The following is a 7333-nucleotide window of genomic DNA, read 5'->3' as shown; positions in this document are numbered from 1 at the left end:
CAGCTCGAGCTCGGCCGCGGTGTGCCGCCCCAGCTCGCCCACGGTATGAATGCCCAGTTCTTCCAGGCGGGCCTGCGTCACCTTGCCCACGCCCGGCACCTTGCGCACCGGCAGCTCGTGCAGAAAGGCCTGTACGCGCGCAGGCTTGATGACGAACAGGCCGTCGGGCTTGTTCCAGTCGGATGCGATCTTGGCCAGGAACTTGTTCGGCGCCACCCCCGCCGACGCCGTCAGCCCCGTTTCGTCGCGAATCTCGGCGCGGATGGCCTGCGCGACCTCGGTGGCCGAAGACAGCCCCCGCTTGTTGACCGTCACGTCCAGATAAGCCTCATCCAGAGAGAGCGGCTCGATGAGATCGGTATGCCGCGAGAAAATGGCGCGCACCTGGCGCGACACGGCGCGATAGCGCTCGAAATCGGGCGGCACGTAAACCGCCTGCGGGCAAAGCCGCCGCGCGCGCGCCGCCGACATGGCCGAGTGCACGCCGAAACGTCGGGCCTCGTACGAGGCCGCGCACACCACCGAGCGCGGCCCCGTCCACGCCACCACCACGGGCTGGCCGCGCAATTCGGGGCGATCGCGCTGTTCGACCGACGCGTAGAACGCGTCCATGTCGACATGCACGATTTTGCGTTCGGACGGAGCCAAGAGCCTTATTTTTTGACGTGGAACCAGGCGGTGGGATCGACGCCTTGCTGGGGCGGAATGTAGACGCTGCAAGACGGCGAGCTGAAATACACCGCGTCGTGCATGGCAACCATGGCCTTGGCGTCCCAAATGCTCCTGCCCCACATTTGCACATGCACCTTGGTGCGGTTCTCGCCGGCGGGACTGACTTCGACACGGGCCATTTCGCGGCTATCGACCAGGTTGGCCACCACGCGCATGGTGCCCTTGTGCGAGGCGGCGTCCAGGCCGCCCTCGACGTGATAGGCGCCGCTGCCCAGCAGGCACAGCTTGGCCTGGTCTACCGCCGATTGATATGCCTGCCCATAGGCCACCGGCGCTTCGAAGTCGCCGGCCAAGGAGGCGCCGCCCGGGCTCAGCCCGACCGCGCAGCCCGACAGCGCCGCCACGGCCAGCGCAGCGGCCGCGCACTTTGCTTGCTTGATCATGATTGCTCCTTATGCATCGTCTGGCATTATCCCGCATTCCGAACGTGCGCCTACACTCTCGCCTGGCAAATCGACCATTGCAGGAAACCTCCCCCTGCCCCCGCCCCCCTCCCACGAGCCGATACTCGCTTTGTCTCTGCGGCACAGGATCTACGCCGTCGCGGTGTCGTGTCTGGGCTGGGCGTTCGACCTCTTCGATCTGTTCATCCTGCTTTATGTGGCTCCCATTCTGGCCCACGTTTTCTTCGATTCGTCGCGCCAGATGCTGTCGCTCGCCGCGGTCTACGGCGCCTTCACGGCCACGCTGATCATGCGCCCGATCGGCGGCTATCTGTTCGGCCATTACTCCGATCGGCACGGCCGCAAGAACACCTTGGTCGTCGCCTCGGTCGGCGTGGGCATTTCCACTGCGCTCATGGGAGCCATTCCCGCGTATCAAACCATCGGCGCCGCCGCGCCTCTGGCTTTTTTGCTGCTGCGCCTGGTGCAGGGTATTTTCATGGGCGGCATGGTGGCGGCCACGCATACGCTGGGCACGGAGTCGATCGGCCCCGCACGCCGCGGCCTGGCCTCGGGCATCATCTCCGGCGGCGGATCCGGCATCGGCAAGCTTTTCGCCTCGTTCGTGTTCGTGCTGGTCAGCCTTGCGGTTCCCGGTCCCGACTTCGCGCGCTGGGGCTGGCGCATCATGTTCTTCTCGGGCCTGGCCAGCTCGCTGCTGGGCCTGTTCGTATTCACGCGGCTGCAGGAATCCCCCTTGTGGCTCGCGCTCGCCGCGCAAAAGCGCAACGCGCCGCCGCCCCGAGGCACACCGCTCGGCGCATTGCGCGGCGGCTACGTCGGCGTCACGCTCGGCTGCGTGCTGCTGACTCTCACCGGCGGCGGCCTGTCCTACCTGACCTCCGGCTACCTGCCCACCTTTCTCAAAATCGTCAATCGCCTGCCGTCCACCGAGCTGGGCCTGATCCTGAGCGGCTCGGCAGTCTGCGTGATGATCGCGTCGGTACTTTCGGGCGCCCTGAGCGACCGCCTCGGCCGGCGCAAAAGCATGTTTCTGTGCGGCGCCGTTTCCCTGCTCTGCATCGCGCCGCTGTACCTGGGCCTGGGCAGGGCCCAGTCGGTCGGCGCCATTGCCGCCTACGCGGTTGCGCTCAGCGCGATCGGCACGTTCTGCTACGCGCCGCTGCTGATCGTGCTGAACGAGCGCTTTCCCACCGAGATCCGCTCCACCGGTACCGCCGTGTCCTGGAACGTCGGTTTTGCCATCGGGGGCTCGATGCCCACGATCGTGTCGCTGTTCACCGGCGAGGCGGGCGCCCTGCCCACGACCCTGGCCGTCGCCTGCACGTTGACCAGCCTCGTATACCTGGCCGTGGTGACGTTCACGCCCGAGACCCGAGGCGCGATGCGCTAGGCGCGCCCGACGCCCTCCGACCTCGGCGCGCCGCCGGTTCGACACCGCATCGAGGCCTATGGCATCATCGAACGATGGCTACATTGAGGTTCCTGCTGGAACGCTCGCCCACCCCCCTGGGCGAGATGCTGGTCGTCACCGACGAGCAGGGCCTGCTGCGCGCGTTGGACTGGGGCGATCATGAAGCCGACATGCGCAAACTGCTGCGCACCCACTATCGAAGCGATGCGGTGGAGCTTCGCGAGACGCGCCGCGCCTCGAACGCCATGCAGGCGATGCTGGCCTATTTCGACGGCGACATCGCCGGCATCGACGCTATTCCGGTTCAGACGGGCGGCACCGATTTTCAGCGCGCGGTGTGGGCCGCTTTGCGCGAGATCCCCTGCGGCGCGACGATCAGCTATCTGGAGCTGGCCACCCGCATCGGCAAGCCGCTGGCCGTGCGGGCGGTGGGCATGGCCAACCATGCCAATCCGGTCAGCATCGTCGTGCCCTGCCACCGCGTGATCGGCAGCAACCGCACCCTCACCGGCTACGGCGGCGGCCTGCATCGCAAGCGCTGGCTGCTCGAGCATGAATCCGGGTACCGGCAAGGACGGTTGATCTAAAAGATAAAAGGCCCCGCTCAGCGCAGGGCCCTTGCGTGATTCGTTCTTGCGCGACGCGCGTTTTTAGCGGGCCGTCTTGGCCTTGCGCAGTCCCTTGCCTTCGATATTCGGCAAGAACACCGTCAGCAACCCGAGCAAAGGCAGATAGGCGCACAGCTGGTACACGTACTCGATGCTGGTCCTATCCGCCAGCTCGCCCAGCAGCGCGGCGCCCACGCCGCCCATGCCGAACGCGAAACCGAAGAACAGGCCCGCGACCATGCCGACCTTGCCCGGTATCAATTCTTGCGCGTAGACCAGGATGGCCGAGAACGCCGACGCCAGGATCAAGCCGATGATCGCCACCAGAATGCCCGTCCAGAGCAGGTTGACGTGCGGCAGGATCAGCGTGAAAGGCGCCACGCCCAGGATAGACACCCAGATCACCAGCTTGCGGCCGACCTTGTCGCCGATCGGACCGCCGACGATCGTGCCCACTGCCACGGCCGCCAGAAACAGAAACAGGAACAATTGCGCCGAGCGAATCGGCAGGCCGAACTTGTCCATCAGATAAAACGTGAAATAGCTGTTCAGGCTGGCCAGGTAGAAGTATTTGGAGAAGACCAGCATGCCCAGCACCGCCAGCGTAAGCCCGACGCGCGCACGCGACAGCGTCACGGCATTGCCGGCCTTGCGGACCTTGGCTTTCAGGCGCCAGCGATTGGCCGCGTACCAACGGCCGACCTGCGACAGCAGCACGATGGCCGCCAGCGCCACCAGCGCGAACCACGCCACGCTGCGCTGCCCGTGCGGAATGATGATGAGCGCCGCCAGCAGCGGCCCCAGAGACGAGCCCAGATTGCCGCCGACCTGGAAAAGCGACTGCGCCAGGCCGTGGCGGCCGCCCGAGGCCATGCGCGCCACGCGCGACGATTCGGGATGGAACACCGACGAACCGGTGCCCACCAGGCACGCCGCCAGCACCAGATAGCCGAACGACGGCGCCATCGACAGCATCAGCAGACCCGAGAGCGTAAAGCCCATGCCCACCGCCAACGAATAAGGCATCGGTCTTTTGTCGGTGAAGACACCCACGCACGGCTGCAGCAGCGAAGCGGTGATCTGGTAGGCCAGCGTCAAAAGGCCGATCTGCGCGAAACTGAGCGAGAAGTTGTCCTTGAACATGGGATACAGCGCCAGAAGAATCGACTGGATCATGTCGTTCATCAGATGCGCCGCACTGATGGCGCCCAGCACTTTGAAAGCGGTGGACTGGGCGTTGGGGTCGGCGGCGGGCTGGCCGGGCAAGGCGCCCGGCGCGGAGGTCTGCAATGCGGTGCTCATGAGATACTCGGGAAAAAGAGGATATCTAGCTGACGGGATATAGTGTAGTCAGCCGAAAAACAAGGTAAGTGACAACTTTCGTCGAAAAAGTGACACTCACGCCATGCCCTCCTTTCCTCCCGCCACCGCTCCCTGGCGCAGCATCGATGCCGGCGACTACCAGGACGTGCCGCGCAGCGTCACCGCCATGGCCAAGGAATACAGCGTCGGCTCGACCACCGGCCCGCACACCCACATCCGCGGCCAGTTGATCTACGCCGTGGCCGGCAGCATGCGGGTGCGCACGGCGCACGGCGTCTGGCCGCTGCCCGCGCGGCGAGCCCTGTGGGTGCCGCCCGGCGTCGAGCACGCCGTGCTCATGATGGGCGACGTGTCCATGCGTACGCTGTACTTGGCCGCCGACGCCGCCTCTAGCCTGAGCGGCGAATGCTGTGTGCTGGAAGTCTCGAACCTGCTGCGCGAACTCATACTGAGCCTCGCGGCCGAGCCCATCGAATACGCGCTCGATGGCCGCAGCGGCCAGATCGCCGCCCTCATCCTCACCGAACTGACGCTGGCCGCGCGCATTCCCCTGCACATTCCCTGGCCGCAGGACAGGCGCCTGCAGGCCGTATGCCAGGCCATCGTCAAGCAGCCCGGCCTGCGCCGCACAGTGGACGACTGGGGGCACGAGGTCGGCGCCAGCGGGCGTACCCTGATTCGCCTGTTCCAGTCGGAGCTGGGCCTGACCTATCACGAGTGGGTGCAGCAGGTGCGGCTGGCCGACGCGCTGGGCCGGCTGTCCATGGGCCAGTCCATCGCCCGTATCGCCTCCGAGCTGGGCTATCGCAGCCCCAGCGCCTTCGCTGCCATGTTCCGCCGGGCGCTGGGCGCCTCGCCTCACCACTACTTGCATCAAACCGTTTCAAACGTAGCGGTGTGCAAGACGTAGAACCCAAGCTGTTCCAAGCCGTTTCCCTTATCCCGAAGATCAGAACCCACGCCTGCGATAATAGGATATGCACAGTTCGCCACGCCCCCCGTCGCATCGCCCGTCGTCGCAGCGTCCTGCGTCTTCGCCTACCCCCTCCCGCTCCGGGCTGCTCGTCAAGCTCGCCGTCTTCGGCGCCGGTCTGGCCGCCTGCGGTGCGCTGATGCTGGGCCTGGCCGTGGCGCTGGCCTGGCCAAGTCTGCCCAATCTGCACGCCATGACCGACTACCGGCCCGCCGTGCCGCTGCGGGTATACACGGCCGATCACGTGCTCATCGGAGAATTCGGCGAAGAGCACCGCAATGTGGTGCCTTTCGCCCAGATCCCCCAGATCATGAAAGACGCGGTACTGGCCGCCGAGGACAACCGTTTCTACCAGCACGGCGGCGTCGAATGGATGGACGTGTTCCGCGCCGCCCTGACCAATCTCATCCACATGTCCAAGGTGCAGGGCGCCAGCACCATCACCATGCAGGTGGCGCGCAACTTCTACCTGTCCGACGAAAAGACCTACGGCCGCAAGTTCTATGAATTGCTGCTCACCTACAAGATCGAATCTCAGCTCACCAAGGACCAGATCCTCGAGCTGTACATGAACCAGATCTACCTGGGCCACCGCGCCTACGGCTTCGCGTCCGCGGCGCGCACCTATTTCGGCAAGACGCTGGACCAACTCACGCCGGCCGAGGCCGCCATGCTGGCGGGCATCCCCAAGGCGCCGTCCCGCGCCAACCCGATCACCGACATGAAACGTGCCAAGCAGCGGCAGCACTATGTGCTGGACCGCCTGCTGGCGCTGGGCAAGCTCGATCAGCAGCAATACCAGGCCGCGCTGGCCCAGCCCATCACGGTGGCCGGCAGCGGCGTCGACGGGCAGCGCGACTTCGCCGTGCATGGCGAATATCCGGCCGAACTCGTGCGCCAGATGATGTACAACGTCTTCCAGGACGGCGCCTACACGCGCGGCATCGACGTCTACACCACCATCGACTCCAAGGCCCAGCAGGCGGCCTATCAGGCCGTGCACGACGGCATTCTCGACTACACCCGCCGCTCGGTCTACCCCGGACCTGAGGATCAGATCGACCTGCCCCAGGGCATCGAGAACGATCCCAAGGCACTGGACAGCGCGCTCGACAGCGTGCAGGAAAACACGCCCGACGACGGCGACCTGCTTACCGGCGTGGTGCTTTCGGCCAGCCCCACCTCGGTCACGGTGGCGCGCAGCAGCAGCCAGATCGTCACCGTCGACAGCAAGAGCGCCCTGGCCATCATCGCGCGGGCTCTCAACCCCAAGGCCAAGCCCGAGGCCCGCATCCGGCGCGGCTCGGTGGTCTACCTGCACAAGCTTGCCGACGGCACCTGGGAGATCATCAACAAGCCCAAGCTCGAAGCCGCCCTGGTCTCGCTCTCGCCCAAAGACGGCTCGATCCGCGCCATGATCGGCGGCTTCAACTTCCAGCAGGGCAGCTTCAACCGCGCCGTGCAGGCCTGGCGCCAGCCGGGCTCGAACATCAAGCCCTTCTACTACGCCGCCGCGCTCGAGCGCGGCCTGTCGCCGACCACCGAGATCTCCGACGAACCCTTTTTCGTGAGCGCCGCGCAGACCGGCTCCAAAGACTGGGCGCCCAAGAACGACGACGGCAAGTACCAGCCCATGATGAGCATGCGCCAGGCGCTCTATCAGTCCGTCAACCTGGTGTCGATACGCATCATGCAGGCCATCACGCCGCAGTATGCCCAGCAATATCTCGCCCGCTTCGGCTTCCAGCCCGATCGCTGGCCCGCGGGGCTGCCCATCGCCCTGGGCGCGGGCAGCGCCACGCCGCTGGAAGTGGCCAGCGCCTATACGGTGTTCGCCAACGGCGGCTATCGCGTTCCGCCTTATCTGATCGATCACGTC

Annotated in this window: 7 protein-coding genes; 4 read left to right on the top strand and 3 right to left on the bottom strand. The window is 65.9% G+C overall.

The window, feature by feature from the left end; translation table 11 throughout:
* Both dinB and ACTHJ1_RS01940 read right to left on the bottom strand, forming a co-directional pair.
* On the bottom strand, nucleotides 1–648 hold a 648-nt coding region (dinB, locus tag ACTHJ1_RS01945; protein ID WP_440186876.1), incomplete at its 3' end, for a DNA polymerase IV.
* 5 nt (nucleotides 649–653) lie between these two features.
* Nucleotides 654–1115, bottom strand: a complete 462-nt coding sequence (locus ACTHJ1_RS01940; RefSeq protein WP_440186874.1) for a BPTD_2524 family lipoprotein — start codon at nucleotides 1113–1115, stop codon at nucleotides 654–656.
* A 130-nt stretch (nucleotides 1116–1245) separates the two neighbouring features.
* Here ACTHJ1_RS01940 and ACTHJ1_RS01935 point away from each other — a divergent pair, with 130 nt between their 5' ends.
* Together ACTHJ1_RS01935 and ogt are read left to right on the top strand one after the other, a co-directional pair.
* Nucleotides 1246–2529: an MFS transporter gene (locus ACTHJ1_RS01935; protein ID WP_440186872.1), complete on the top strand. Its 1284-nt coding sequence runs from the start codon at nucleotides 1246–1248 to the stop codon at nucleotides 2527–2529.
* Nucleotides 2530–2603: 74 nt separating this feature from the next.
* Nucleotides 2604–3137: a methylated-DNA--[protein]-cysteine S-methyltransferase gene (gene ogt / locus ACTHJ1_RS01930; protein WP_440186870.1), complete on the top strand. Its 534-nt coding sequence runs from the start codon at nucleotides 2604–2606 to the stop codon at nucleotides 3135–3137.
* Between the two features lie 63 nt (nucleotides 3138–3200).
* On the opposite strand, the gene ACTHJ1_RS01925 is transcribed toward ogt, so the two are convergent.
* Entirely contained in the window at nucleotides 3201–4460 is a 1260-nt protein-coding gene (locus tag ACTHJ1_RS01925; RefSeq protein WP_440186868.1) for an MFS transporter, read from the bottom strand.
* Nucleotides 4461–4563: 103 nt separating this feature from the next.
* On the opposite strand from ACTHJ1_RS01925, the gene ACTHJ1_RS01920 reads away from it, so the two are divergent.
* Complete coding sequence (locus tag ACTHJ1_RS01920; protein ID WP_440186866.1) at nucleotides 4564–5391, top strand: AraC family transcriptional regulator; 828 nt, start codon at nucleotides 4564–4566, stop codon at nucleotides 5389–5391.
* A gap of 67 nt (nucleotides 5392–5458) precedes the next feature.
* On the top strand, nucleotides 5459–7333 hold a 1875-nt coding region (locus ACTHJ1_RS01915; protein WP_440186864.1), incomplete at its 3' end, for a penicillin-binding protein 1A.

It is taken from the genome of Bordetella sp., from assembly GCF_051960075.1.
Taxonomy (GTDB): Bacteria; Pseudomonadota; Gammaproteobacteria; order Burkholderiales; family Burkholderiaceae_B; genus Bordetella.
The sequence above is the reverse complement of the archived record's forward strand: the minus strand, read 5'-3'. Positions and strand labels throughout refer to the sequence as shown.